Genomic DNA, 22,636 nt, shown 5'->3' on the forward strand with positions numbered 1-22,636 from the left:
AGTCTGGATTGAGGTGAAAAGCCCGCGATGAACAAAGAAATTTTGGCTGTTGTTGAAGCCGTATCCAACGAAAAAGCGCTGCCACGCGAGAAAATTTTTGAAGCGCTGGAAAGTGCGCTGGCTACAGCAACAAAGAAAAAATATGAGCAAGAGATCGACGTTCGCGTAGAAATCGATCGTAAAAGCGGTGATTTCGATACCTTCCGTCGTTGGGTAATCGTAGAAGAAGTTACTCAGCCGACCAAAGAAATTACGCTGGAAGCGGCACGCTTCGAAGACGAAAGTCTGAACGTGGGCGAATATGTTGAAGATCAGATTGAATCTGTCACCTTTGACCGTATCACTACCCAGACCGCGAAACAGGTTATTGTACAGAAAGTACGTGAAGCTGAACGTGCAATGGTTGTTGATCAGTTCCGCGAGCACGAAGGCGAAATCGTTACTGGCGTGGTGAAGAAAGTAAACCGCGACAACATTTCTCTGGATCTGGGCAGCAATGCTGAAGCCGTGATCCTGCGTGAAGACATGCTCCCGCGTGAAAACTTCCGCCCAGGTGACCGTATTCGTGGCGTTCTGTACTCTGTACGCCCGGAAGCGCGCGGTGCGCAACTGTTCGTAACTCGTTCCAAACCGGAAATGCTGGTTGAACTGTTCCGCATTGAAGTGCCAGAAATTGGCGAAGAAGTGATCGAAATTAAAGCGGCTGCTCGCGATCCAGGATCGCGTGCGAAAATCGCCGTTAAGACCAACGACAAGCGTATTGATCCGGTCGGCGCGTGTGTTGGTATGCGCGGTGCGCGCGTTCAGGCGGTTTCTACCGAACTGGGCGGCGAGCGTATTGATATCGTCCTGTGGGATGATAACCCGGCGCAATTCGTGATTAACGCAATGGCGCCAGCAGACGTCGCTTCTATCGTGGTGGATGAAGACAAACACACCATGGATATCGCGGTTGAAGCCGGTAACCTGGCGCAGGCGATTGGACGTAATGGTCAGAACGTCCGCCTGGCTTCACAACTGAGCGGTTGGGAACTCAACGTGATGACCGTTGATGACCTGCAGGCGAAGCATCAGGCAGAAGCACATGCAGCCATTGACACCTTCACCAAATATCTCGATATCGATGAAGATTTCGCGACCGTTCTGGTGGAAGAAGGTTTTGCGACGCTGGAAGAACTGGCCTACGTGCCAATGAAAGAGCTGCTGGAAATCGACGGCCTGGATGAACAGACCGTTGAAGCGCTGCGCGAGCGTGCTAAAAACGCACTGACCACTCTGGCACTGGCCCAGGAAGAAAGCCTCGGTGATAACAAACCGGCTGACGATCTGCTGAATCTGGAAGGATTGGATCGTGAGATGGCCTTCAAACTGGCTGCCCGTGGTGTTTGTACGCTGGAAGATCTCGCTGAACAGGGCATTGATGATCTGGCTGATATCGAAGGGTTGACCGACGAAAAAGCCGGTGAGCTGATTATGGCTGCCCGTAATATTTGCTGGTTCGGCGACGAAGCGTAATAAACTGTAGCAGGAAGGAACAGTATGACAGATGTAACCGTAAAAACACTGGCTGCAGAGATACAGACCTCCGTGGATCGCCTGGTACAGCAATTTGCTGATGCAGGTATCCCGAAGTCTGCTGACGACTCTGTATCCGCACAAGAGAAACAAACCTTACTGGCGCACCTGAACCGTGAAAACGGCTCAGCGCCGGATAAGTTGACATTGCAGCGTAAAACGCGCAGTACTCTCAATATTCCAGGTACCGGTGGGAAAAGTAAATCGGTACAAATCGAAGTCCGCAAGACACGCACCTTTGTGAAACGCGATCCGCAAGAGGCTGAACGCCTTGCCGCGGAAGAGCAGGCGCAGCGTGAAGCGGAAGAGCAAGCCCGTCGTGAGGCAGAAGAAGCTGCCAAACGCGAGGCGCAACAAAAAGCCGAACGTGAGGCCGCAGAACAAGCTAAGCGTGAAGCCGCTGATAAAGCGAAACGTGAAGCTGCGGAAAAAGACAAAGTGAGCAATCAACAGACCGACGATATGACTAAAACCGCCCAGGCCGAAAAAGCCCGCCGTGAAAATGAAGCCGCTGAACTGAAGCGTAAAGCGGAAGAAGAAGCACGTCGCAAGCTTGAAGAAGAAGCGCGCCGCGTAGCGGAAGAAGCTCGCCGTATGGCGGAAGAAAATGAGAAAAATGGTGTGAATAACGCTGAACCTGTTGAAGATACCAGCGATTATCACGTCACCACTTCCCAGCACGCTCGCCAGGCTGAAGACGAGAACGATCGTGAAGTCGAAGGCGGCCGTGGTCGTACTCGCAGCACGAAAGCAGCGCGTCCGGCGAAGAAAGGCAACAAACACGCTGAATCTAAAGCTGACCGTGAAGAAGCGCGTGCCGCGGTTCGCGGTGGTAAAGGCGGTAAGCAGCGTAAAGGTTCCGCTCTGCAGCAGGGCTTCCAGAAGCCAGCTCAGGCCGTTAACCGTGACGTTGTGATCGGTGAAACCATCACCGTTGGCGATCTGGCGAACAAAATGGCAGTTAAAGGCTCTCAGGTCATCAAAGCGATGATGAAACTGGGCGCAATGGCGACCATTAACCAGGTCATCGACCAGGAAACCGCACAGCTGGTTGCCGAAGAGATGGGCCACAAAGTTATCCTGCGTCGTGAAAACGAGCTGGAAGAAGCGGTAATGAGCGACCGTGATACCGGCGCTGCGGCTGAACCGCGCGCACCGGTAGTCACCATCATGGGTCACGTTGACCATGGTAAAACGTCTCTGCTGGACTACATTCGTTCCACGAAAGTGGCCTCTGGCGAAGCAGGCGGCATTACTCAGCACATCGGTGCGTACCACGTTGAAACTGACAACGGTATGATCACCTTCCTGGATACCCCGGGTCACGCCGCGTTTACCTCCATGCGTGCTCGTGGTGCTCAGGCAACGGATATCGTTGTTCTGGTTGTTGCAGCAGACGACGGCGTGATGCCGCAGACTATCGAAGCAATCCAGCACGCGAAAGCGGCAGGTGTGCCGGTAGTGGTTGCAGTCAACAAGATCGATAAACCAGAAGCGGATCCTGATCGCGTTAAAAACGAACTGTCCCAGTACGGCATCATGCCGGAAGAGTGGGGCGGCGAGAGCCAATTCGTTCACGTTTCTGCGAAAGCGGGTACCGGTATCGATGAGCTGCTGGACGCTATCCTGCTGCAGGCCGAAGTACTGGAACTGAAAGCTGTGCGTAAAGGTATGGCGAGCGGTGCGGTTATCGAATCCTTCCTGGATAAAGGTCGTGGTCCGGTTGCTACCGTACTGGTGCGTGAAGGTACGCTGCACAAAGGCGACATCGTACTCTGTGGCTTCGAATACGGTCGCGTTCGTGCGATGCGTAACGAATTGGGTCAGGAAGTCCTGGAAGCAGGTCCATCCATTCCGGTGGAAATCCTCGGTCTGTCCGGTGTTCCGGCTGCAGGTGACGAAGTTACTGTCGTTCGTGACGAGAAGAAAGCCCGTGAAGTTGCACTGTATCGTCAGGGCAAATTCCGTGAAGTTAAACTGGCTCGTCAGCAGAAATCTAAACTTGAAAACATGTTCGCTAACATGACTGATGGTGAAGTTCACGAAGTGAACATCGTCCTGAAAGCCGACGTGCAGGGTTCTGTCGAAGCGATTTCTGACTCTTTACTGAAACTGTCTACCGACGAAGTCAAAGTGAAGATCATTGGTTCTGGCGTAGGTGGTATCACCGAAACCGACGCGACTCTGGCAGCGGCATCCAACGCGATTCTGGTTGGCTTCAACGTCCGTGCTGATGCATCTGCACGTAAAGTTATCGAATCTGAAAGCCTGGATCTGCGTTACTACTCCGTCATCTATCATCTGATCGACGAAGTGAAAGCAGCGATGAGCGGCATGCTGTCTCCGGAGCTGAAACAGCAGATCATTGGTCTGGCTGAAGTGCGTGATGTGTTCAAATCACCGAAATTCGGCGCTATCGCAGGCTGTATGGTTACCGAAGGTACGATTAAACGTCACAACCCAATCCGCGTACTGCGCGACAACGTGGTTATCTATGAAGGTGAGCTGGAATCCCTGCGCCGCTTCAAAGATGATGTCAACGAAGTCCGTAACGGCATGGAATGTGGTATCGGCGTTAAGAACTACAACGACGTTCGCGTTGGCGATATGATCGAAGTGTTCGAGATCATTGAGATCAAACGTACCATCGCATAATCTTCGTCGTCTTTTGGGCCGCAACTTGCAGCCCAAAATCCTGAGAAGATGATTAAGCGTAGGCCGGGTAAGCGAAGCGCCACCCGGCAAGAAATTTAAAAAGGGGCTTATTGCCCCTTTTTTGTCTTTATTCTGGAGAATTTATTATGGCGAAAGAATTTGGTCGCCCGCAGCGCGTCGCGCAGGAGATGCAGAAAGAAATCGCACTCATCCTGCAGCGCGAAATCAAAGACCCACGCGTGGGCATGATGACTACCGTGTCTGGTGTTGAGATGTCCCGTGATCTGGCGTATGCCAAAGTATTCGTGACGTTCCTGAACGACCAGGACGAAGCTGCCGTTAAAAATGGTATTAAGGCGCTGCAGGAAGCTTCTGGTTTTATCCGCTCTCTGCTGGGTAAAGCCATGCGTCTGCGTATCGTGCCGGAACTGACCTTCTTCTACGACAACTCGTTGGTCGAAGGGATGCGCATGTCCAACCTGGTGACCAGCGTGGTGAAACATGACGATGAGCGTCGTGTGAACCCAGCGGACGACAGCAAGGAGGACTGATGAGTCGTCCTCGTCGTCGTGGTCGCGACATTCACGGTGTTCTGCTGCTGGACAAACCGCAAGGCATGTCCAGCAATGACGTACTGCAAAAAGTAAAGCGCATCTACAATGCCAACCGCGCGGGACATACCGGCGCGCTGGATCCGCTGGCGACAGGCATGCTGCCGATTTGCCTCGGTGAAGCGACGAAGTTTTCACAGTATTTGCTGGATTCTGATAAACGCTATCGTGTGGTTGCCCGTCTGGGCCAGCGTACTGACACCTCGGATGCTGATGGGCAAATCGTGCAGGAACGTCCGGTAACCTTCACCGCTGAGCAGCTTGCAAGCGCGCTGGAGACTTTCCGCGGCGATATCGAGCAGATCCCGTCAATGTATTCGGCGCTGAAGTATCAGGGTAAGAAGCTGTACGAATATGCGCGTCAGGGCATTGAAGTGCCGCGTGAAGCGCGCCCGATTACCGTCTATGAGCTGCTGTTTATTCGCCACGAAGGTAACGAGCTGGAGCTGGAAGTTCACTGCTCCAAAGGCACCTATATTCGCACCATCGTTGACGATCTCGGTGAGAAGCTGGGCTGCGGCGCGCACGTAACGTATCTGCGTCGTCTGACGGTCAGCAAGTATCCGGTGGATCGTATGGTCACGCTGGAGCATCTGCGTGAACTGGTTGAGCAGGCAGAACAGCAAAATATTCCGGCGGCGCAGTTGCTTGATCCTTTGCTGATGCCAATGGACAGTCCGGCATCAGACTATCCGGTAGTTAATTTACCTTTAACATCGTCGGTTTACTTTAAAAATGGTAATCCGGTACGGACGTCAGGTGCGCCGCTGGAAGGACTGGTGCGCGTGACGGAAGGTGATGAAGGCAAGTTTATCGGCATGGGGGAGATGGACGATGAAGGTCGTGTCGCCCCCCGTCGCCTGGTGGTTGAGTATCCTGCATAGCGCTCTCTGTCTTGCGATAAAAGGGCGCTGCGAGTAGAATACTGCCGCTTAACGTCGCGTGAATTGTTTAACAATCTGCGTGGCGTATACACAAAATCATTCAAGCTGCATCAAGGCGGCAAGTCTGAGAATCCTCAGGAGCTTACTCAGGTAAGTGACTGAGGTGAGCGGACGCAGCCAACGCAGAGTCAGCTTGAAGGATGAAGTGTATACACTGGGATAGCTGAATTAGAGATCGGCATCCTTTCATTCTTAACACTTTGGAGTTTTAAAATGTCTCTAAGTACTGAAGCTACCGCTAAAATCGTTTCTGAGTTTGGTCGTGATGCAAACGACACCGGTTCTACCGATGTTCAGGTTGCTCTGTTGACTGCACAGATTAACCACCTGCAGGGCCACTTTGCAGAGCACAAAAAAGATCACCACAGCCGTCGTGGTCTGCTGCGCATGGTTTCTCAGCGTCGTAAACTGCTCGACTACCTGAAACGTAAAGATGTTGCACGTTACACCGCGCTGATCGAGCGTCTGGGTCTGCGTCGCTAATTCTTTCGAGTTTCAGAAAGAGGGGGCCTTCATGGCCCCTTTTTTCCAGCAGATGGCAGCAATTCGCTGGAAACTAATGTATTGTTGCTATGAATGATCTTCCGTTGCAGAGGTTCGCGCGGCTAATGAGAGGCTTTACTCATGCTTATGGGTTAGGGTTGTCATTAGTCGCGAGGATGCGCAGAAGATCGGGTATTAACGATGGCGCAAAATGTGCCGTCAAAAAAATAGAGAAAGGATATTATTTTGCTTAATCCGATCGTTCGTAAATTCCAGTACGGTCAGCATACCGTTACGCTGGAAACCGGCATGATGGCGCGTCAGGCGACTGCCGCTGTTATGGTTAGCATGGATGACACCGCGGTATTCGTTACCGTTGTTGGCCAGAAAAAAGCGAAACCAGGCCAGGACTTTTTCCCGCTGACCGTTAACTATCAGGAGCGTACCTACGCTGCTGGCCGTATCCCGGGTAGCTTCTTCCGTCGTGAAGGCCGTCCGAGCGAAGGCGAAACCCTGATCGCGCGTCTGATTGACCGCCCGGTTCGCCCGCTGTTCCCGGAAGGCTTCGTTAACGAAGTTCAGGTTATCGCGACCGTTGTTTCCGTTAACCCGCAGGTTAACCCGGACATCGTGGCAATGATTGGTGCATCTGCTGCGCTGACGCTGTCTGGTATTCCATTCAACGGCCCGATCGGTGCTGCACGTGTTGGTTACATTAATGACCAGTACGTACTGAACCCGACTCAGGACGAACTGAAAGAAAGCAAGCTGGACCTGGTTGTTGCGGGTACAGAAGCTGCCGTACTGATGGTTGAATCCGAAGCTGAACTGCTGAGCGAAGACCAGATGCTGGGCGCTGTGGTGTTCGGTCACGAACAGCAGCAGGTCGTGATTCAGGCTATCAACGAGCTGGCGAAAGAAGCTGGCAAACCGCGTTGGGACTGGCAGCCAGAAGCCGTCAACGAAGCGCTGAACGCACGCGTTGCCGCACTGGCAGAAGCTCGCCTGAGCGATGCTTACCGCATCACTGACAAACAAGAGCGTTATGCTCAGGTTGACGTAATCAAATCTGAAACCATCGCGACTCTGGTGGCTGAAGACGAAACCCTGGACGCTAACGAACTGGGTGAAATCCTGCACGCTATCGAGAAAAATGTTGTTCGTAGCCGCGTACTGGCAGGCGAGCCGCGCATCGATGGCCGTGAAAAAGATATGATCCGTGGTCTGGATGTGCGTACTGGCGTTCTGCCGCGTACCCACGGTTCCGCACTGTTCACCCGTGGCGAAACTCAGGCGCTGGTTACTGCGACCCTGGGCACCACTCGTGATGCACAGAACCTCGACGAACTGATGGGCGAGCGTACTGACAACTTCCTGTTCCACTACAACTTCCCTCCGTACTGCGTAGGTGAAACCGGTATGGTCGGTTCTCCGAAGCGTCGTGAGATTGGTCACGGTCGTCTGGCGAAACGTGGCGTACTGGCAGTGATGCCGGAACTGGATAAATTCCCGTACACCGTGCGTGTGGTTTCTGAAATCACCGAATCTAACGGTTCTTCTTCTATGGCTTCCGTATGTGGCGCTTCCCTGGCGCTGATGGACGCAGGCGTGCCAATTAAAGCCGCCGTTGCGGGTATCGCGATGGGGCTGGTGAAAGAAGGCGACAACTATGTTGTTCTGTCTGACATCCTGGGCGACGAAGACCACCTGGGCGATATGGACTTCAAAGTGGCGGGTTCCCGCGACGGTATCTCTGCACTGCAGATGGATATCAAAATTGAAGGTATCACCAAAGAAATCATGCAGGTTGCTCTGAACCAGGCTAAAGGTGCGCGTCTGCACATCCTGGGTGTGATGGAACAAGCGATCAACGCACCGCGTGGCGATATCTCTGAATTTGCTCCGCGTATCCACACCATCAAGATCAGCCCGGACAAGATCAAAGACGTTATCGGTAAAGGCGGTTCTGTTATCCGTGCTCTGACCGAAGAAACCGGCACCACCATTGAAATCGAAGATGATGGTACCGTGAAGATTGCTGCGACCGACGGCGAAAAAGCGAAATATGCTATCCGTCGTATCGAAGAGATCACCGCAGAGATCGAAGTAGGCCGTATCTACAATGGTAAAGTGACCCGTATCGTTGACTTTGGCGCATTCGTTGCCATCGGTGGCGGTAAAGAAGGCCTGGTACACATCTCTCAGATCGCTGATAAGCGCGTTGAGAAAGTGACCGATTACCTGCAGATGGGTCAGGAAGTACCGGTCAAAGTTCTGGAAGTTGATCGCCAGGGCCGTGTACGTCTGAGCATTAAAGAAGCAACTGAGCAGTCTCAGCCTGCAGGCGAACCGGAAGCTCCGGCAAGCCAGGGCGAGTAAGGTTGCCATTGCCCTCCATGAGAGCGGAGGGCCTTTAACCCGGCAGGATGCCTTGTTAGCAACCGGGGAACCTGGACGTTCATTCAATCGTTGTCTTCGGGAGTGGGAAATGAAGCCTTTTTTGCGCTGGTGTTTCGTTGCGACAGCACTCACGCTGGCTGGATGCAGTAATTCCACCTGGCGTAAGAGTGAAGTCCTCGCAGTACCATTGCAACCGACTTTGCAGCAGGAAGTGATTCTGGCACGTATGGAACAAATTCTTGCCAGTCGGGCTTTAACCGATGACGAACGCGCACAGCTTTTATATGAGCGCGGAGTGTTGTATGATAGTCTCGGTCTGAGGGCACTGGCGCGAAATGATTTTTCACAAGCGCTGGCAATCCGACCAGATATGCCTGAAGTATTCAATTACTTAGGTATATATTTAACGCAGGCAGGCAATTTTGATGCTGCCTATGAAGCGTTTGATTCTGTACTTGAGCTTGATCCAACTTACAACTACGCGCACTTAAATCGCGGTATCGCATTGTATTACGGCGGTCGCGACAAGTTAGCGCAAGATGATCTGCTAGCGTTTTATCAAGACGATCCCAATGATCCTTTCCGTAGTCTGTGGCTTTATCTCGCCGAGCAGAAGCTCGATGAGAAGCAGGCTAAAGAAGCGTTAAAGCAACGCTTTGAGAAATCGGATAAAGAGCAATGGGGATGGAACATTGTCGAGTTCTACCTGGGCAACATTAGCGAAGCAACGCTGATGGAACGCCTGAAGGCGGACGCAACGGATAACACCTCGCTCGCTGAGCATCTCAGTGAAACCAACTTCTATTTAGGTAAGTACTACCTAAGTCTGGGGGATTTGGACAACGCTACGGCATTGTTCAAACTGGCGGTGGCTAACAACGTTCATAACTTTGTTGAGCACCGATACGCATTGTTGGAATTATCGCTCCTGGGCCAGGACCAAGATGACCTGGCAGAATCGGACCAGCAATAGCTGACGTACACATCAGCCCGTAATCTTTTTTGATTGCCATCACCTTCACGGGTGAGGGCGTTGTTGTTCGTTAATACACCTACTTTGAGCCGGTTCACACTTTTCAATGAAAATTGCAGATCAATTTCATGATGAGTTATGTAGACTGGCCGCCATTAATTTTGAGGCACACGTACTACATGGCTGAATTCGAAACCACTTTTGCAGATCTGGGCCTGAAGGCTCCTATCCTTGAAGCCCTTAACGATCTGGGTTACGAAAAACCATCTCCAATCCAGGCAGAGTGCATTCCGCATCTGCTGGGCGGTCGCGATGTTCTGGGTATGGCCCAGACAGGTAGCGGCAAAACTGCAGCGTTCTCTTTACCGCTGCTTAACAATCTTGATCCTGAGCTGAAGGCACCTCAGATTCTGGTGCTGGCACCGACCCGCGAACTGGCGGTTCAGGTTGCAGAAGCCATGACGGATTTCTCTAAACACATGCGCGGCGTGAACGTGGTTGCCCTGTACGGCGGCCAGCGTTATGACGTGCAATTACGTGCCCTGCGTCAGGGACCACAGATCGTCGTCGGTACGCCGGGCCGTCTGCTGGATCACCTGAAGCGCGGGACTCTGGATCTCTCTAAACTGAGCGGTCTGGTACTGGACGAAGCAGACGAAATGCTGCGTATGGGCTTCATCGAAGACGTTGAAACCATCATGGCGCAGATCCCGGAAGGTCATCAGACCGCTCTGTTCTCGGCGACTATGCCGGAAGCGATTCGTCGTATTACCCGCCGCTTTATGAAAGAGCCGCAGGAAGTACGCATTCAGTCCAGCGTTACCACGCGTCCTGACATCAGCCAGAGCTACTGGACTGTATGGGGCATGCGTAAAAATGAAGCGCTGGTGCGTTTCCTGGAAGCAGAAGATTTTGATGCGGCGATTATCTTCGTTCGTACCAAAAATGCGACCCTGGAAGTGGCAGAAGCGCTGGAACGTAGCGGTTATAGCAGCGCTGCACTGAACGGCGACATGAACCAGTCCCTGCGTGAGCAGACTCTGGAACGTTTGAAAGATGGCCGCCTGGATATTCTGATTGCAACCGACGTTGCGGCCCGTGGCCTGGACGTTGAGCGTATCAGCCTGGTTGTTAACTACGACATCCCGATGGATTCCGAGTCTTACGTTCACCGTATCGGCCGTACTGGTCGTGCGGGTCGTGCTGGCCGTGCGCTGCTGTTCGTTGAGAACCGTGAGCGTCGTCTGCTGCGTAACATCGAACGCACCATGAAGCTGACGATTCCGGAAGTAGAACTGCCGAACGCAGAACTGCTGGGCAAACGCCGTCTGGAAAAATTCGCCGCTAAAGTACAGCAGCAGCTGGAAAGCAGCGATCTGGATCAGTACCGTGCTCTGCTGGCGAAAATGCAGCCGGAAGAAGAGCTGGATATCGAAACGCTGGCAGCCGCACTGCTGAAAATGGCTCAGGGCGAACGTCCGCTGATCCTGCCGCCAGATGCGCCGATGCGTCCGAAACGCGAATTCCGCGACCGTGACGATCGTGGTCCGCGTGACCGCAACGATCGTGGCCCGCGTAATGACCGTGGTGGTGAAGATCGCCCGCGTCGTGAACGTCGTGACGTTGGCGATATGCAGCTGTACCGCATTGAAGTGGGCCGTGATGACGGTGTTGAAGTCCGTCATATCGTTGGTGCTATTGCTAACGAAGGTGATATCAGCAGCCGTTATATCGGTAACATCAAGCTGTTTGCTTCCCACTCCACCATCGAGCTGCCGAAAGGTATGCCGGGCGACGTGCTGCAGCACTTTACCCGTACTCGCATCCTGAACAAGCCGATGAATATGCAGCTGGTTGGCGATGCCGTTCCACACACCGGTGGTGAACGTCGTGGCGGTGGCCGTTTCAGCGGCGAGCGTCGTGAAGGTGGTCGTGGCGAAGGTCGTGGTTTCAGCGGTGAGCGTCGTGAAGGCGGTCGTGGCGATGGTCGTCGTTTCAGCGGCGAACGTCGTGAAGGCAACCGTGGTCCGCGTCGTGACGATTCTTCTGCTCCGCGTCGTGATGACTCCGCTGGTCGTCGTCGTTTCGGCGGTGACGCATAAGCCTCACGGTATAAAAGCGTAAAGTAATATATACAGCCCCGATCTCAACAATCGGGGCTTTTTTTATTTCATTTGTACTCGTGTACTGGTACAGTGCAGCACATTGAGATGTAGTCACAATATAAATGACTGGAGAGATGGCTAAATGGCAACACTAACCACCACCCAAACATCACCTTCGTTGCTCGGCGGCGTGGTGATTATCGGCGGCACCATTATTGGCGCGGGGATGTTTTCTCTGCCAGTGGTCATGTCCGGGGCGTGGTTTTTCTGGTCAATGGCAGCGCTGATCTTCACCTGGTTCTGCATGCTGCACTCCGGGCTGATGATCCTTGAAGCTAACCTCAATTACCGCATTGGTTCCAGCTTTGACACCATCACGAAAGATCTGCTGGGCAAAGGCTGGAACGTGGTGAACGGCATCTCGATTGCTTTCGTTCTCTATATTCTGACCTACGCGTATATCTCAGCGAGCGGGTCGATTCTGCATCACACCTTCTCGGAGATGTCGCTGAATGTTCCGGCGCGCGCGGCGGGTCTTGGCTTTGCGCTGTTGGTGGCATTTGTGGTGTGGTTAAGCACCAAAGCGGTTAGCCGCATGACGGCGATTGTGCTGGGTGCGAAGGTAATTACCTTTTTCCTGACCTTCGGCAGTTTATTGGGACACGTTCAGCCCACAACGTTGTTTAACGTGGCGGAAAGCAATGCTTCTTATACGCCGTACCTGCTGATGACGCTGCCGTTTTGCCTGGCGTCGTTCGGCTACCACGGTAACGTCCCGAGCCTGATGAAGTACTACGGTAAAGATCCGAAAACCATTGTGAAGTGTCTGGTGTATGGCACGCTGCTGGCGCTGGTGCTGTATACCGTATGGTTACTGGGAACGATGGGGAATATTCCACGTCCGGAGTTTATCGGTATTGCGCAGCAGGGCGGTAACATTGATGTGCTGGTACAGGCGCTGAGCGGCGTACTGAACAGCCGCAGCCTGGATCTACTGTTAGTGGTGTTCTCTAACTTTGCGGTGGCGAGTTCATTCCTCGGCGTCACGCTCGGTCTGTTTGACTATCTGGCGGATCTGTTTGGCTTTGATGACTCGGCAATGGGGCGTTTTAAAACGGCATTGCTGACGTTTGTGCCGCCAATTGTGGGTGGATTGCTGTGGCCGAACGGTTTCCTGTACGCCATTGGCTATGCAGGACTCGCGGCAACCATCTGGGCTGCCATTGTTCCGGCGCTGCTGGCCCGTAAATCCCGCGAGCGTTTCGGTAGCCCGAAATTCCGCGTCTGGGGCGGCAAACCGATGATTGCGCTGATCCTGGTATTTGGTATCGGCAACGCGATTATCCATATTCTGTCGAGCGTTAATTTGTTGCCTGTATACCAGTAAAACCGTTGCCCGGTGGCGCTGCGCTTACCGGGCCTACAGTACCGTGTAAGCCGGATAAGGCGTAGCCGCCATCCGGCACAAACCGCGCTACCCCAACAATTCCTGCTTCACATCCATCGCCAAATCAAACGAATGAAGACGTGCCTGATGATCAAAAATCTGGCCGTTAACCATAATTTCATCGGCCTGGGTTTCACGCAAAATGGCATCAAGACCGTGACGCACTTTTGCCTTATCACCAACCAGCGACATGCTCAGCGCCTGTTGTACGCCGTACTGTTCAGAAGCGGACCACAGCTGATGCATATTCTCTACCGGCGGTGGTAGCTGGCCGGTTTCGCCACGACGCAGTTTCACAAACGCCTGCTGCATCGAGGTGAAAAGAAACTCGGCGTCGCGATTGCTGTCAGCGGCAATGATGTTGATGCACACCATCGCATACGGCTTTGCCAGCCGCGCTGAGGGTTTGAACTGGGTGCGATACAGATGCAGCGCCTGATGCAGCATATCCGGAGCAAAGTGTGAGGCGAAGGCAAACGGCAGGCCGAGCTGGGCTGCCAACTGTGCGCTGTACAGGCTGGAGCCCAATAACCAGACCGGGATCTGCTCGCCGTAGCCGGGAACCGGGCGCACATGAGGGTTAGGATCGCGGGCGTCGAACCAGTCCACCAGTTCAGCTACGTCGCGTGGGAAGTTATCGATATCACCGCTCATGTGGCGGCGCAGCGCACGCATCGTTGGCTGATCGCTCCCCGGCGCGCGGCCAAGCCCAAGATCGATGCGTCCCGGATACAGCGTATTCAGGGTACCGAACTGCTCGGCGATCACCAGCGGCGAATGATTAGGCAGCATAACGCCACCGGAACCGAGATGCAGTGTGGTGGTATTGGCAGCCAGATAGCCAATCAGCACTGAAGTTGCCGCGCTGGCGATACCGACCATGTTGTGATGTTCTGCCAGCCAGTAGCGGTGGTAGCCGCGCTTTTCGGCCAGTCGGGCGAGATCAAGCGAGTGTGTGAAGGCCTCTTTTGCCGAAGAACCTTCAGGGATCGGTGCCAGATCCAGCACCGAGAACGGAATAGTTTTGTCAGTCATAACGGCTCACTTTGTTACCGGTTAATCTTTTAATACTGCATTAAAATTTGATTACCGTTGTTAACAAAGTGAGCTTTTTTACGCCCGCAGCTCCAGACCAGCCAGTCGCTTCCAGTAGCCATTGCAGTCACTGTGGGCGGCAAGAGGTAATGGGGCCGTGCCATTTTCATTGGCGCGGAAGGCGTCGAGCATGGCGAATGTTTCAGTGCCTGAAGGGGACAGACGCACAATATCAACCAGACCCTGCATCGATGTCAGCTCGTTGCCGAGGTTGTAGACATAGCCGCTCATGGTCTGGATCCCGTTGAGGACAAAGACCTGCTGATTCTCCTGCGACAGCACATCGCGTCCGTTCGGGTATTTGATGCAGCAGGTTTCACATTCGTCTTTGGGACGATCTTCAGAGCGTGCGGTAAAGCAGCGGGCGGAGTATGCCAGCGGCAGATGCCCGTAGCTCAGCACCTCTACTTCAAACTGATTGCGAATACCCAGCTCATCACACTGGTTGAGCAGGTTTACCAGCCAGTCGCGGGACAACTCTACCGGCATACACCAGCGCACCATGCCCTGCTTGAGCAGTAAACGCAGGGTTACCGCGTTGTAGCAGTTGAGCGCATGCCCGGCGACAAACGGCAGCTTACGCTCGGCGCACATGTTTACCACGCCGAGATCGCTGGCTTCCAGCAGGAAGTCGCCATTTTCAACATAGCGCTTCAGTTCTCCCAGCTCAGAGGAAGCTTGCACCAGCGCCAGCGTCGACAGCACCACCTGTTTACCGCTGCCCGCGAGTGATTTCGCCATATCCAGCCAGTCGCCCACTTTGGTGGCGCGACGTTTACTGCATACCGCTTCGCCAAGATAGATAACGTCGGCCTGGCTTACGGCGGCCTGCTGATAAAAATCTTCCAGCGTTTCTTTCGGCCAGTACCACAGCACCGGCCCTAAGGAATATTTCATTGCTTCTCTCACTGCCATTTACGGTGATACGCGCCAAGCGTGGTCTGCGTGCCTTCGGACATTGAACCGAGCGTTTCCATCCACGCGTCCTGCGGGGCGTAGTTTTGCGGGTCGGCCATACAGCGGTCGATCGCCTGACGCCACACTTTCGCCACCTGGCTGACATAAGCCGGGCTGCGCTGACGTCCCTCGATTTTGACCGAAGCAATATTGGCGGCCAGTAAGTCGGGCAGCAGTTCCAGCGTGTTCAGACTGGTAGGCTCTTCCAGTGCATGATAGCGTTCGCCATCAACCAGATAGCGGCCTTTGCATAACGTCGGATAACCGGCGTTTTCTCCATCCTGATAGCGATCGATCAGAACTTCGTTTAGGCGGGATTCCAGCCCTTGCGGGGTCTGTTGCCAGCGCACAAAGCGAGCAGGGGAGCAGGCACCCACGGTGTTTGGCGATTCGCCTGTCAGATAAGAAGATAAGTAGCAACGACCTTCTGCCATAATGCACAGACTGCCGAAGGCAAACACTTCTAACGGAACTGGGGTTACGCGGGCTAATTGCTTCACCTGATGAATCGACAGCACGCGTGGCAGTACGACCCGCGCAACGTCAAAGTTGCGATGGTAGAAATTAATTGCCTCTTCGTTAGTCGCAGATGCCTGAACGGAGACATGGCGCTCAATATGGGGATAGCGCTCTGCGGCATACTCAAGCATGGCGAGGTCGGCGAGGATCAGCGCATCCGCCCCCAGTTGCGCTGCCATATCAACGGCACGCTGCCAGCGTACATACCCATCCGGATGGGCAAAGGTGTTAATCGCAATGTGCAGCTTACGGCGGTGCTGATGAACGAAACTCACCGCTTCCTGCAATTTTTTCTCGGTAAAATTAAGGCCGGCGAAATGACGGGCGTTGGTATCATCTTTCAGCCCGATGTAGACAGCATCAGCGCCGTTCTCGATGGCCGCCTTAAGCGCCGGGAGGTTTCCGGCAGGGCAGAGCAGCTCCATAATTTATCCTGAACGTTGCGCCATGTCGGGCGCAGAAATGTTAACGAAGAGGGATTTTAGTTAACCTTGCTGAGACAATTTTTGATTTGAGGCAGTTAAAGTCGTATTGGTGACACCAATAAAGAGGTAACAATTTCGTAGCGAATTGTTGATTTATGCCGCTATGTCGTTTATTTGATATGGCAAAATAGCAGGACTATTGAAACAGGGAGTAAAGCTCGTGTTGGATAAACTGCGTTCACGCTTAGTACATTTAGGTCCTTCTCTGATGAGTGTACCGGTTAAACTGACGCCCTTTGCGCTGAAGCGCCAGGTTCTGGAGCAGGTCCTGAGCTGGCAGTTTAGTCAGGCGCTGGCCGATGGGGAGCTGGAGTTTCTCGACGGTCGCTGGCTGAGCATTCATGTGCGTGACATCGGCCTTAAATGGTATACCTCTGTTCAGAACGATAAACTGATCGTCAGCCAGAATGCAGATGCGGATGTCAGTTTTAGCGCCGATGCCAGCGATCTGCTGATGATCGCGGCGCGTAAACAGGATCCGGATACGCTTTTCTTCCAGCGTCGCCTGGTGATTGAAGGTGATACAGAATTAGGGCTGTATGTTAAAAATCTGATGGACGCCATCGAACTGGAGCAGATGCCGAAAGCGTTACGTGTCATGCTGCTGCAGTTGGCGGATTTTGTTGAGGCGGGTATGAAAACGTCGCCAGAAACCAAACAGACCTCGGTAGGTGAGCCATGCTGATTCGAGTTGAGATTCCCATTGATGCCCCTGGTATTGATGCATTGCTGCGCCGTTCATTTGAGAGCGATGCGGAAGCAAAATTAGTCCACGACCTGCGTGAAGATGGTTTCTTAACGCTGGGTTTGGTTGCTACCGATGATGAAGGTCAGGTAGTGGGTTACGTCGCGTTCAGCCCTGTCGATGTGCAGGGTGAAGATCTGCAATGGGTCGGCATGGCGCCGCTCGCGGTGGATGAAAACTACCGGGGACAGGGCCTGGCGCGTCAACTGGTCTATGAAGGACTCGATTCCCTGAACGAGTTTGGCTACGCCGCGGTGGTTACGCTGGGCGATCCGGCACTGTACAGCCGCTTTGGCTTTGAGCTGGCAGCGCATCATGACCTGCGTTGTCGCTGGCCGGGCACCGAAAGCGCGTTCCAGGTTCATCGCCTGGCGGATGATGCGCTGGAGGGCGTGACGGGCCTGGTGGAATACCACGACCACTTCAATCGTTTTTAACATGCGGGGCTTGCAGGCTGCTCAGTAGAGCCTCAAGCCCTTCGCCTTCTACAAGGCGCTCTTTCTGACGCTTTGTGAGCTGTTTGACGCGATACTCTATGCGCAGGGCCAGCGAACGGTCGCCAACCTGCGCCGCAAATGCCAACGTGAGTTCCCCCTTTCCACGTAGCGCCTTCGCGCCTTTCCCACTTTGATGCTGCTTATAGCGGCGCTGCACATCGGTGGTTATTCCGGTGTATAAGGCGTTGTCAGCGGTACGGATCAGGTACAGATACCAGGGTGTCATTGTCACCATCGACGTGATAATTTTCAGGCCTACAGTATAAAAGAGAACAGAAATGGAAACACTGACTGCGGTGTCTCGCTGGCTGGCAAAACAGCACGTCGTGACCTGGTGTGTACACCATGAAGGTGAATTGTGGTGCGCTAATGCGTTTTACCTGTTTGATGCGCAGAAGATGGCATTCTATGTGCTGACCGAAGATAAAACGCGCCATGCGCAGATGTCGGGACCGTGTGCACCGATTGCCGGCACGGTAAATGGTCAGCCCAAAACGGTCGCCCTGATTCGTGGCGTGCAGTTTAAGGGGGAAATTCGCCGTCTTGAAGGGCAGGAGAGTGAAACCGCGCGTAACGCCTACAACCGCCGTTTCCCCATCGCCAGAATGTTGCCAGCGCCCGTGTGGGAGATTCGACTGGATGAAGTCAAATTCACTGACAACACGCTGGGCTTCGGTAAAAAGATGCACTGGCTACGTGATCTATAGTTAAAAGAGTGATTGAAGCGTCAGGGGAAAATAAACGATGAGCCAGGTATTAATAACCGGTGCAACGGGTCTGGTGGGTGGACATTTATTACGGATGCTACTGAATGAACCCCGGATCAATGCCATTACGGCGCCGACGCGTCGACCGCTGGCTGATACGGTTGGCATCTATAATCCCCACGATCCGCAGCTAACCGATGCTCTGGCGCAGGTTACCGATCCGGTCGATATTGTCTTTTGTTGTCTGGGAACGACCCGACGTGAAGCGGGCAGCAAAGAAGCATTTATCCACGCTGACTATACGCTGGTAGTGGATACAGCTCTGACGGGGTGTCGGCTGGGGGCACAGCATATGCTGGTGGTGAGTTCGATGGGCGCTAATGCCAATTCACCGTTTTTTTATAACCGGGTGAAAGGTGAAATGGAGCAGGCGCTGATCGCGCAGAATTGGCCCCGGCTGACGATTGCCCGGCCTTCAATGCTACTGGGTGATAGGGACAAACAGCGGGCGAATGAGATGTTTTTAGCACCGTTGTTCAGGCTGCTGCCGGGTAACTGGAAGTCGATTGAAGCGCGCGATGTTGCGCGGGCAATGTTGGCAGAAGCGCTGGCGCCTGGGCATGAAGGGGTTTCGATCCTGACCTCTTCCGAGTTACGCGAAAGGGCTAAATAAAATGTCGGATGGCGCTGACGCTTATCCGACCTACAAACGATAACGTCCTGTAGGCCGGATAAGACGCCCATGCGTCGCTATCCGGCATCAGTATTACTTAATAAACGTAAAGGCCGTCGTGACGCGTTTCACGCCGCTTACCCGGCTGGCGATGTCTGCCGCTGCCTTCGCTTCGCGTTCGGTCACCAGACCTAACAGGAACACTTCTCCATTCTCGGTCGTGACTTTCACGTTAGAGGATTTCACCTGATCGCTGGTCAGTAACTGGGAACGTACTTTGGTGGTTATCCAGGTATCGTTGGACGCATCGCCCAGACCGATTGGCTGGCCCTGACGGATCTCATTAAAGACCTCAGTCGTACCTTCTACGCCCATCGCAATCTGTTTTGCTCGTGCAGACAGTTCGCTATTCGGCGACTGACCGACCAGCAGCACTTTACCCTGATATGCGCTCACGTTGATTCGCGCTTCTTTCTTGATCTGGGCATCTTTCGACAACGCCGTATTGACGCGTAATTCCAGGGTCCCATCATCTACCTGGGTGCCGACACTGCGAGGATCCGTCGCGGCTTTGGTGCCGACAGCAGCAGTTCCGACAACGGCAGCAGCGACACAGCCTTGCAACAGCAATGCTGAGAGAACGACGGCGAGCGGCGAAAATGCCTTCATGTGTACTCCTTAATCATCCTGGTGAGGGAAAAGCGTGTTATCAATGAGATCGCAAAGGCAATTGACCGTCAGCATATGCATTTCCTGAATGCGGGCGCTGTGGTGTGACGGGATGCGGATTTCAACATCCTGTGGCCCCAACAACCCGGCCAGCTCCCCTCCGTCATAACCGGTCAACGCAACGATCGTCATGTCGCGCGTAACGGCTGCTTCAACGGCTTTTACGATATCGCGGCTATTACCACGCGTAGAGATTGCCAGCAGAACATCTCCTGCATGTCCCAGCGCACGGACTTGTTTTGCATAAACTTCGTCGTGCAGGCGATCGTTGGCAATCGCAGTTAAGACCACATTATCAGTGTTTAGTGCAATCGCAGGTAAACTTGGGCGTTCTGTTTCAAAACGATTGATCATGCTGGCAGCAAAATGCTGTGCGTTGGCAGCGGACGTCCCATTACCACAACAGAGAATTTTGTTGCCATTGAGCAGGGACTGAACCAGCGTCATGGCGGCACGGGAGATCGCATCCGGAAGTGCTTCAGCCGCAGCTATCTGAGTTTGAATGCTTTCTGTAAAGCAGACTTTAATTCTATCTAACACGCTAATCCTTAAGAACCAGGCTCTGAATCTTCAACTATGAGCGGTCGTTGAACGCGTCCTTAAACCACTCAACATCATTTCCGGTGAAGGCTAACACATCGAACCGGCAATCCACAGTATCAAAACTCCCATTGTGGCGCGCAAGCCACAAGCGGGCGGTCTGTAATAATTTGTGTTGTTTGCTCCGGGTCACACTCGCCGCTGCGCCGCCAAACTGGGCCGAGCGCCGATAGCGAACCTCAACAAAGACGGTGGTGTTGCCTTCACGCATTATCAGGTCGATTTCGCCGCTACGCTCACGCACGTTAGCGGCGATAAAATGCAGTCCCTTGCTTTGCAGCCAGTCACGCGCGGTGGATTCCCACGCGTCACCGGTCTGTTTACTCGTTAGCTGGCGGGGACGACTTGTCCTTGCTGGTATTTGAGCCATGATAACTTCCTGTTAATCACACAATCCGGCGTTGCGGTTAAGGCCCCGGTGTTGCCGTTAATTTCGAAACCCTGTACCTGACGCATTTGCGAGAAGTGGTTGGCAAGTGACCAGGCATCGACGCCCATCGCATACATACGTGCCAGTGAGTAGTCGTTACGAACCGCGCCAAGCGCCTGCTGCATGAGAGTAGCGTTAGCACCTGCCAGCATCGGTATTTCGCTGTACTGCAAGCCTTCCATCTCCAGACGGAAATCCGGGCCAGCAGTTCCCTGCGCGCTACGGGAGCTGGCGTACAGCGTCGCTCCGCTCTGGCTGCCGTTGCGCATAGCGATCATCGGCTTAATAAAGGCAATTTCTTCCGGCGTCGCCAGAATATACACGGCATCAACACGACCGCTGCCGCCGGTTATCTGCGCATCTGTAGGCGCAGCCGGTATCGTCAGACCGCCAATCGTCACGCCAGGTTGCGCAGGTACAGAGGAGGCCACCGGGCTGCCAGTCAGGGAAATTCCCGAACCGCCGTTGACGCCCATTTTCAGCTCGGCGGTGGAGCCGAACTTCTGCTGCAGCACCATGCCGCCGCCCAGTTTTTGCCATTCCTGAGCAAAGGCATTGGCAACGCGATCGCCTAACGAACTCCGCGGGATCAACAGCAGTGGTGCTTGTTTTCCTTGTTCACGGATGTGGCGTGCGGCATCGCGCGCTTCATCTTCTGGCGACAAAGCGAAGTAGCAGACGTTCGGCAGGTTTTTCACCGACTCCGGCTGATTAAGCGCCAGCACATTTAATGGCGTGTTGCTTTTCATCAGCTCTTCAACATTGTTTTTCAACAGCGGACCAACCACGATGCTGGCGCCATCCTGCTGAACCTGAGTCAGGATCTGATTCAGCGGCTGTGACGACGTGTCGTAGATTTTCAGCTCTGCAGACGGATTCGCCGGTGCGCTGGCGGTGGTTGGCTGAGCGGATGCTGCGGGCTGCGCAGCAGGTGTTTCTGGCTGAGCTGGCGTCTCGTTGGTCAGATCGCTTACTGACGCCTGAGAAGGGCTGGCAACACCGTCAGTCGTTTGCGGCTGTTCCGTGGTCGTCGCAGCAGTTGTATCCACAGCAGGCGCAGCTACAGCAGGGGCCGATACGGGTTGAGTACCCATATTTTTCGCCGCTTCAAAGCCTTGCTGAATAGTCCGGCCAAATACAGCGGCCTGACCGTTCAGCGGCAGCAGCAGCGCAATTTTGCTGGTGGAGGCGGGCTTAAAGCTCTGCACGTTAACCAACTGCGTTGGCAGCATTTTTGCGCCCGGGTTTTGCGGATAACGTTTCTGCCAGTCAGCAATACCGGCTTTCATCATGTCCGGATCGTTACGGTTATCGAACCAGACGCGCTGGAGATCCAGCCAGCCTTGCAGCACGTTTTCATCCGCATTGATGACCAGCGCCTGCGCTTGTTCCTGGGTCATGGATGACAGCGCCTGCCATGTGGCATCGATGTTTTTCTGCTTAGCATTCGCGGGCAGCAGCGGTTCCTGGGCGATCAGGGCGCGCAGTAGCGTCAGTGATGGGCGCCCCTGGTTGACGTCGATTTGCGCCTGCCAGTATCTGGCCTGCTGGTTTTGATCGAAATCGGCAGGAGTGAGTTTATCCAGCAGGGCCTGAGCGCCAGCGATATCTTTCTGCGCGAGCTTGATCTCGACGGCCAGCAGCGACTGCTCACGACGCTGAGTATCGCTGAGTTTCTGCGGTAGCTGGTTGAACAGCTCGATAGCCTGCTGGCTCTTGCCTTCTTTCAGCAGTGCACGAATGGCGAGTAATTGCCAGTTGGTCTTGCTATCATCTGAGCTTTGCTGCATTTGTTGCAGATAAAAGCCGGAATCAGCCTGCGCAGTGCCCTGCATATGGGCTGCACTCTGGTCTGGCGCCTGGGTGCCACAGCCTGCGAAAATCAGTGCAGCCAGAATGACTGGCAGCGCGCGCGCGGCTTTCAAACGAGAAAATGTTGAGGGTACCATACTGTATCCAGTGATATTTTTTTACTCAATGCTCAATATTAAATCGGCAATACGGAC

22 protein-coding genes are annotated in these 22,636 nt (G+C 53.9%); 14 read left to right on the forward strand and 8 right to left on the reverse strand.

Annotated features, from left to right (window positions below; translation table 11 throughout):
• Positions 1 to 27: 27 nt before the first annotated feature.
• The 10 genes from nusA (at position 28) to mtr (ending at position 13,133) form a co-directional block, all read left to right on the forward strand.
• Positions 28 to 1,515, forward strand: a complete 1,488-nt coding sequence (gene nusA / locus G8S19_RS02610; protein WP_043017784.1) for a transcription termination factor NusA — start codon at positions 28 to 30, stop codon at positions 1,513 to 1,515.
• Positions 1,516 to 1,539: 24 nt separating this feature from the next.
• Complete coding sequence (gene infB / locus G8S19_RS02615) at positions 1,540 to 4,230, forward strand: translation initiation factor IF-2 (RefSeq protein WP_048213393.1); 2,691 nt, start codon at positions 1,540 to 1,542, stop codon at positions 4,228 to 4,230.
• Positions 4,231 to 4,376: 146 nt separating this feature from the next.
• Complete coding sequence (rbfA, locus tag G8S19_RS02620) at positions 4,377 to 4,781, forward strand: 30S ribosome-binding factor RbfA (RefSeq protein WP_003024988.1); 405 nt, start codon at positions 4,377 to 4,379, stop codon at positions 4,779 to 4,781.
• Positions 4,781 to 5,725 (forward strand): tRNA pseudouridine(55) synthase TruB, encoded by a 945-nt coding sequence (gene truB, locus G8S19_RS02625; RefSeq protein WP_048213392.1) that lies wholly within the window; start codon positions 4,781 to 4,783, stop codon positions 5,723 to 5,725. Before rbfA ends, truB begins: the two co-directional genes overlap by 1 nt.
• Positions 5,726 to 5,998: 273 nt before the next feature.
• Entirely contained in the window at positions 5,999 to 6,268 is a 270-nt protein-coding gene (gene rpsO, locus G8S19_RS02630) for a 30S ribosomal protein S15 (protein WP_000059465.1), read from the forward strand.
• Positions 6,269 to 6,514: 246 nt separating this feature from the next.
• Positions 6,515 to 8,647, forward strand: coding sequence for a polyribonucleotide nucleotidyltransferase (pnp, locus tag G8S19_RS02635; RefSeq protein WP_047408353.1), 2,133 nt, complete (start codon positions 6,515 to 6,517; stop codon positions 8,645 to 8,647).
• A 109-nt stretch (positions 8,648 to 8,756) separates the two neighbouring features.
• Positions 8,757 to 9,641 (forward strand): lipoprotein NlpI, encoded by an 885-nt coding sequence (gene nlpI / locus G8S19_RS02640; RefSeq protein WP_040234121.1) that lies wholly within the window; start codon positions 8,757 to 8,759, stop codon positions 9,639 to 9,641.
• A 106-nt stretch (positions 9,642 to 9,747) separates the two neighbouring features.
• Positions 9,748 to 9,828, forward strand: coding sequence for a protein YrbN (yrbN, locus tag G8S19_RS02645; RefSeq protein WP_010723222.1), 81 nt, complete (start codon positions 9,748 to 9,750; stop codon positions 9,826 to 9,828).
• The gene (gene deaD / locus G8S19_RS02650) at positions 9,821 to 11,743 is read left to right on the forward strand and encodes an ATP-dependent RNA helicase DeaD (protein WP_124022161.1); all 1,923 of its coding nucleotides are present in this window, start codon (positions 9,821 to 9,823) and stop codon (positions 11,741 to 11,743) included. Before yrbN ends, deaD begins: the two co-directional genes overlap by 8 nt.
• A gap of 145 nt (positions 11,744 to 11,888) precedes the next feature.
• Complete coding sequence (mtr, locus tag G8S19_RS02655) at positions 11,889 to 13,133, forward strand: tryptophan permease (RefSeq protein ID WP_124022160.1); 1,245 nt, start codon at positions 11,889 to 11,891, stop codon at positions 13,131 to 13,133.
• A gap of 87 nt (positions 13,134 to 13,220) precedes the next feature.
• Here the strand turns inward: mtr and G8S19_RS02660 are convergent, their stop codons facing one another.
• The 3 genes from G8S19_RS02660 to G8S19_RS02670 all read right to left on the reverse strand — a co-directional run bounded on the left by G8S19_RS02660 (position 13,221) and on the right by G8S19_RS02670 (position 16,189).
• A complete protein-coding gene (locus tag G8S19_RS02660; RefSeq protein WP_032938295.1) occupies positions 13,221 to 14,228 on the reverse strand; it encodes an LLM class flavin-dependent oxidoreductase in 1,008 nt (335 codons plus the stop codon).
• A 78-nt stretch (positions 14,229 to 14,306) separates the two neighbouring features.
• On the reverse strand, positions 14,307 to 15,203 hold the full coding sequence (locus G8S19_RS02665; RefSeq protein WP_124022159.1) for a U32 family peptidase: 897 nt from the start codon (positions 15,201 to 15,203) through the stop codon (positions 14,307 to 14,309).
• Entirely contained in the window at positions 15,194 to 16,189 is a 996-nt protein-coding gene (locus tag G8S19_RS02670; protein ID WP_115642792.1) for a peptidase U32 family protein, read from the reverse strand. The genes G8S19_RS02665 and G8S19_RS02670 overlap by 10 nt, the downstream gene beginning before the upstream one ends.
• A gap of 220 nt (positions 16,190 to 16,409) precedes the next feature.
• On the opposite strand from G8S19_RS02670, the gene G8S19_RS02675 reads away from it, so the two are divergent.
• Together G8S19_RS02675 and G8S19_RS02680 are read left to right on the forward strand one after the other, a co-directional pair.
• Positions 16,410 to 16,934 carry an SCP2 domain-containing protein gene (locus G8S19_RS02675; protein ID WP_061068678.1) on the forward strand — a complete coding sequence of 175 codons (525 nt, stop codon included), beginning with the start codon at positions 16,410 to 16,412 and terminating at the stop codon, positions 16,932 to 16,934.
• Positions 16,928 to 17,431 (forward strand): GNAT family N-acetyltransferase, encoded by a 504-nt coding sequence (locus tag G8S19_RS02680; protein WP_003024966.1) that lies wholly within the window; start codon positions 16,928 to 16,930, stop codon positions 17,429 to 17,431. Before G8S19_RS02675 ends, G8S19_RS02680 begins: the two co-directional genes overlap by 7 nt.
• Here G8S19_RS02680 and G8S19_RS02685 read toward each other — a convergent pair.
• On the reverse strand, positions 17,418 to 17,726 hold the full coding sequence (locus G8S19_RS02685) for a GIY-YIG nuclease family protein (protein WP_269149339.1): 309 nt from the start codon (positions 17,724 to 17,726) through the stop codon (positions 17,418 to 17,420). The two genes, G8S19_RS02680 and G8S19_RS02685, sit on opposite strands and share 14 nt — an antisense overlap.
• 43 nt (positions 17,727 to 17,769) lie before the next feature.
• On the opposite strand from G8S19_RS02685, the gene G8S19_RS02690 reads away from it, so the two are divergent.
• A complete protein-coding gene (locus G8S19_RS02690) occupies positions 17,770 to 18,198 on the forward strand; it encodes a YhbP family protein (protein WP_048213383.1) in 429 nt (142 codons plus the stop codon).
• A 37-nt stretch (positions 18,199 to 18,235) separates the two neighbouring features.
• Positions 18,236 to 18,871 (forward strand): NAD(P)H-binding protein, encoded by a 636-nt coding sequence (locus tag G8S19_RS02695; RefSeq protein ID WP_101741900.1) that lies wholly within the window; start codon positions 18,236 to 18,238, stop codon positions 18,869 to 18,871.
• A gap of 93 nt (positions 18,872 to 18,964) precedes the next feature.
• Here G8S19_RS02695 and dolP read toward each other — a convergent pair whose 3' ends face one another.
• From dolP to G8S19_RS02715, 4 genes are read right to left on the reverse strand one after another with little or no spacing between them, the layout of a single operon-like run.
• A complete protein-coding gene (dolP, locus tag G8S19_RS02700; RefSeq protein ID WP_048213381.1) occupies positions 18,965 to 19,540 on the reverse strand; it encodes a division/outer membrane stress-associated lipid-binding lipoprotein in 576 nt (191 codons plus the stop codon).
• A 9-nt stretch (positions 19,541 to 19,549) separates the two neighbouring features.
• A complete protein-coding gene (gene diaA / locus G8S19_RS02705) occupies positions 19,550 to 20,140 on the reverse strand; it encodes a DnaA initiator-associating protein DiaA (RefSeq protein WP_048213380.1) in 591 nt (196 codons plus the stop codon).
• Positions 20,141 to 20,174: 34 nt separating this feature from the next.
• Entirely contained in the window at positions 20,175 to 20,570 is a 396-nt protein-coding gene (locus G8S19_RS02710; RefSeq protein ID WP_124022155.1) for a YraN family protein, read from the reverse strand.
• The gene (locus G8S19_RS02715) at positions 20,528 to 22,579 is read right to left on the reverse strand and encodes a penicillin-binding protein activator (RefSeq protein WP_253686026.1); all 2,052 of its coding nucleotides are present in this window, start codon (positions 22,577 to 22,579) and stop codon (positions 20,528 to 20,530) included. Before G8S19_RS02715 ends, G8S19_RS02710 begins: the two co-directional genes overlap by 43 nt.
• Positions 22,580 to 22,636: the final 57 nt, after the last annotated feature.

The sequence above is a fragment of the Citrobacter sp. SX206 genome (genome assembly GCF_024181025.1).
Taxonomy (GTDB): Bacteria; Pseudomonadota; Gammaproteobacteria; order Enterobacterales; family Enterobacteriaceae; genus Citrobacter; species Citrobacter youngae.

Excerpts from the sequence above, each read along its gene's own strand:
- G8S19_RS02660 (WP_032938295.1), bottom strand. The coding sequence starts at position 14,228 with ATGACTGACAAAACTATTCCGTTCTCGGTGCTGGATCTGGCACCGATC.
- truB (WP_048213392.1), top strand. The coding sequence starts at position 4,781 with ATGAGTCGTCCTCGTCGTCGTGGTCGCGACATTCACGGTGTTCTGCTG.
- dolP (WP_048213381.1), bottom strand. The coding sequence starts at position 19,540 with ATGAAGGCATTTTCGCCGCTCGCCGTCGTTCTCTCAGCATTGCTGTTG.
- nusA (WP_043017784.1), top strand. The coding sequence starts at position 28 with ATGAACAAAGAAATTTTGGCTGTTGTTGAAGCCGTATCCAACGAAAAA.
- G8S19_RS02690 (WP_048213383.1), top strand. The coding sequence starts at position 17,770 with ATGGAAACACTGACTGCGGTGTCTCGCTGGCTGGCAAAACAGCACGTC.
- G8S19_RS02710 (WP_124022155.1), bottom strand. The coding sequence starts at position 20,570 with ATGGCTCAAATACCAGCAAGGACAAGTCGTCCCCGCCAGCTAACGAGT.
- G8S19_RS02685 (WP_269149339.1), bottom strand. The coding sequence starts at position 17,726 with ATGGTGACAATGACACCCTGGTATCTGTACCTGATCCGTACCGCTGAC.
- infB (WP_048213393.1), top strand. The coding sequence starts at position 1,540 with ATGACAGATGTAACCGTAAAAACACTGGCTGCAGAGATACAGACCTCC.
- rpsO (WP_000059465.1), top strand. The coding sequence starts at position 5,999 with ATGTCTCTAAGTACTGAAGCTACCGCTAAAATCGTTTCTGAGTTTGGT.
- G8S19_RS02695 (WP_101741900.1), top strand. The coding sequence starts at position 18,236 with ATGAGCCAGGTATTAATAACCGGTGCAACGGGTCTGGTGGGTGGACAT.
- mtr (WP_124022160.1), top strand. The coding sequence starts at position 11,889 with ATGGCAACACTAACCACCACCCAAACATCACCTTCGTTGCTCGGCGGC.
- deaD (WP_124022161.1), top strand. The coding sequence starts at position 9,821 with ATGGCTGAATTCGAAACCACTTTTGCAGATCTGGGCCTGAAGGCTCCT.
- G8S19_RS02680 (WP_003024966.1), top strand. The coding sequence starts at position 16,928 with ATGCTGATTCGAGTTGAGATTCCCATTGATGCCCCTGGTATTGATGCA.
- G8S19_RS02665 (WP_124022159.1), bottom strand. The coding sequence starts at position 15,203 with ATGGCAGTGAGAGAAGCAATGAAATATTCCTTAGGGCCGGTGCTGTGG.
- yrbN (WP_010723222.1), top strand. The coding sequence starts at position 9,748 with ATGAAAATTGCAGATCAATTTCATGATGAGTTATGTAGACTGGCCGCC.
- G8S19_RS02715 (WP_253686026.1), bottom strand. The coding sequence starts at position 22,579 with ATGGTACCCTCAACATTTTCTCGTTTGAAAGCCGCGCGCGCGCTGCCA.
- rbfA (WP_003024988.1), top strand. The coding sequence starts at position 4,377 with ATGGCGAAAGAATTTGGTCGCCCGCAGCGCGTCGCGCAGGAGATGCAG.
- G8S19_RS02670 (WP_115642792.1), bottom strand. The coding sequence starts at position 16,189 with ATGGAGCTGCTCTGCCCTGCCGGAAACCTCCCGGCGCTTAAGGCGGCC.
- nlpI (WP_040234121.1), top strand. The coding sequence starts at position 8,757 with ATGAAGCCTTTTTTGCGCTGGTGTTTCGTTGCGACAGCACTCACGCTG.